Source organism: Bacillus sp. S4, assembly GCF_040838205.1.
GTDB classification, from domain to species: domain Bacteria; phylum Bacillota; class Bacilli; order Bacillales; family Bacillaceae_G; genus Bacillus_A; species Bacillus_A cereus_U.
In genome coordinates this window covers 1-2477 of the sequence record NZ_JBFPJI010000421.1, presented here as the reverse complement: position 1 = coordinate 2477, position 2477 = coordinate 1, and the positions used below count along the sequence as shown (strand labels likewise).

Sequence of the window (2477 nt, the reverse complement as noted above, 5' to 3'; positions counted from 1 at the left end):
ATCTACTCCAAAGTAATTTGGTATCAGAAAAATGATTATTTGAAGTAGATATACAAACTTCATATAATGTTTTCGATGCCAATTATTCTGTATAAAAGGAGTCCATTCTGAAAAATCCATACTTATCTGTGGCAAGTGGCGAAACCAAATTATGATATGCGTTCCCTCCCTCATTTAAACTATTTCATAGCTTAAAACATTTAATCCACTAACACTCAACCGTTAGTTTTATATACAAACCTTCGCTCGCCTTCACTTTTACCGTGTGTTCTTCTACTTGAGTTTGAAGTGATTCAATTTTAGGATTATTCGAGTGAGAAAGTGGTGTTTTCATAGATAAATGCATTCGACAAAATCATCCAAATTCCTTTACATATATGATTTTTATAAAGGGGGTTCTCGCATGCACAGCTTGATGCCCTGTTTTTGGTGAAAAGCAAATTCATCAAGAAGCCATCCCAATTGTCGCTTTGATATGGTAAGTGGTACACTTGAATGTAAAAAAGCTCAGAGTTTTAGCTCTAAGCTTTTTTGTAATCATTTCATTATAGCCCCTTTTAAAGAGCTATATTTTTTATCCATTCTGATTTACTTAATAGATAATGATTATATAGTTGGTTTTCTATCGTTTGTTGACTCAGATAAGTAAATCCACATTTTTCAATAACTTTATTTGATGGTACGTTGTTAATTAAAGCAACTGCGTTAAGAACATCTACATTTGTATTTTTGAACAAATAGTCAATCAACCCTTTAGTCGCTTTAGTAGCGTAACCATTATTTTGATACTCGCTTGAAATAGCATACATAATTTCTCTGTTCGGTGAAGGGAGTTCTTCTTTAATGCCTGTACAGCACCATCCAATAAATTCATTTGTATCTTTAATAAATATCCCCAGCTGTAAAGAATGAACCTCTATGTTAGATGTTGTTTTCACGGCATCAAGAAATGCTTTATTTGCTGGTATTTCATCATTGATAATCCAATGAACCCTCTGTTCTTTCGTTGATTTCCAGTCTGGTAAAAACTTTTCTATTTCCGGCTGATTCGATATTTTATAAATACTCTCCGCATCTTGAATGGTAAACTCTTGTAAGTAAATATCACCACAGTCTATTCTAAATAACCTAGTCAAATTTTCTTCTCTCATGTTCCCACCCCTTAATCCCGTATAAAAATCAGTAATTATGGGAACCTCCTAGCTAGAAGGTTCCCATAATCACATTAAAGTGCTTTTATCTGTTTCGTAAGTTCTTTAAATCGTTCGTCAAGTTCTTTATATTCTTTATCGTTAAAAGTTAAAAAGCTTAATTTACCTAATACTTCTTGTCTCTCTGTTTCTAACGTTAAACGTAGCTCTTCAATATCATCTCTTGTTTTAATAGGTTCCTCTAGCTGCTTTTGTATCATATGATTTGAAAACACAAGTTTCGTGTTAGTTGTTTTCTCTAGAAAATATCGATCGTGAGAAACTATAACTAATGTTCCATTATACTCAGCCAATGTATTTTCAAGTTGTTCCCTTGAAGGTAAGTCTAGATGATTTGTCGGTTCATCTAAAATAAGTACATCTTTTTCCTCTAAAATATAGGTCATTAGCTTACACTTCACTCGTTCTCCCATGCTCATTTGCTCAATCGGCTCTTTCCATTGAGAAGCCTGGAACCCTAAATGTTTCATTAAATTTTGGACTTTTCCTCTTTCTTCAAATGTCTCTTTAAAAAATAAATCTTCTGGTGTTTTATCAAGTGGTAAATCAAATACTTCTTGTGTTAAATAACCGATGTTTGCAGATGGTGAAATCCATACTTCTCCTTGAACAGTCTCCGTGCCCATAATCATCTTCAGTAATGTTGTTTTCCCGCTTCCGTTTGGTCCAATAATCGCAAGCTTCTCACCGTGTTGGATTGTAAAATTAACGTTTTCGAATAATGTTCGTCCATCAAATTCTTTCCTCAATTGTTTCACTTCTAAAAAGCGTTTTCCTACTTTTTTATTCGCTTGAATAGAGAACTCAACTGAATACTCTTCTTTAACACGTTCTACTTTCGTTTTCTCAAGCTCTTTTTCGAGACGTTTCCGTTTCGACTTCACTTGCGCATCCATTCGCTTCGCTTTCACACGATAAAATTCTTTAACGCCTTCTTGTTTTGTAGACTGTGCATGTGCCTTTTGTGACCATGAACTTAATTCGTTTATTTGTGATTCTACTTGTTCTATCTTTTTTTGCTGTTTTTCATATTCACGCTGCTGCGTCATTCTTTTTTGCTCACGTGCTTTCATATAACTCGTATAATTACCGCTATGGTCAATTAATTTTTTATCCTCAATTGACCATATTTTTGTTGCGACAACATCTAAAAAATATCGATCATGCGATACGACGATAACTGTACCTCTCATATTTTTTATTTGTTTAATGAGAAATTCCGTACTCGTCTCATCTAAATGATTTGTCGGTTCGTCTAATATTAAT

At 33.6% G+C, this 2477-nt stretch carries 2 protein-coding genes and 1 pseudogene; all 3 read right to left on the bottom strand.

Features of this window, described 5'->3' with window-relative positions; translation table 11 throughout:
* A pseudogene (locus AB3X48_RS21065) lies at positions 1-174 on the bottom strand (DUF3267 domain-containing protein); the annotation flags it as partial.
* Positions 175-557: 383 nt separating this feature from the next.
* A complete protein-coding gene (locus AB3X48_RS21060) occupies positions 558-1151 on the bottom strand; it encodes a GNAT family N-acetyltransferase (RefSeq protein ID WP_016105027.1) in 594 nt (197 codons plus the stop codon).
* A gap of 74 nt (positions 1152-1225) precedes the next feature.
* Positions 1226-2477: ribosomal protection-like ABC-F family protein (gene abc-f, locus AB3X48_RS21055; RefSeq protein WP_367959905.1), on the bottom strand; the 1252-nt coding region annotated here is incomplete at its 5' end.

Bases quoted from the DNA above. Each gene is read 5' to 3' on its own strand.
- AB3X48_RS21060 (WP_016105027.1), bottom strand. From the start codon at position 1,151: ATGAGAGAAGAAAATTTGACTAGGTTATTTAGAATAGACTGTGGTGAT.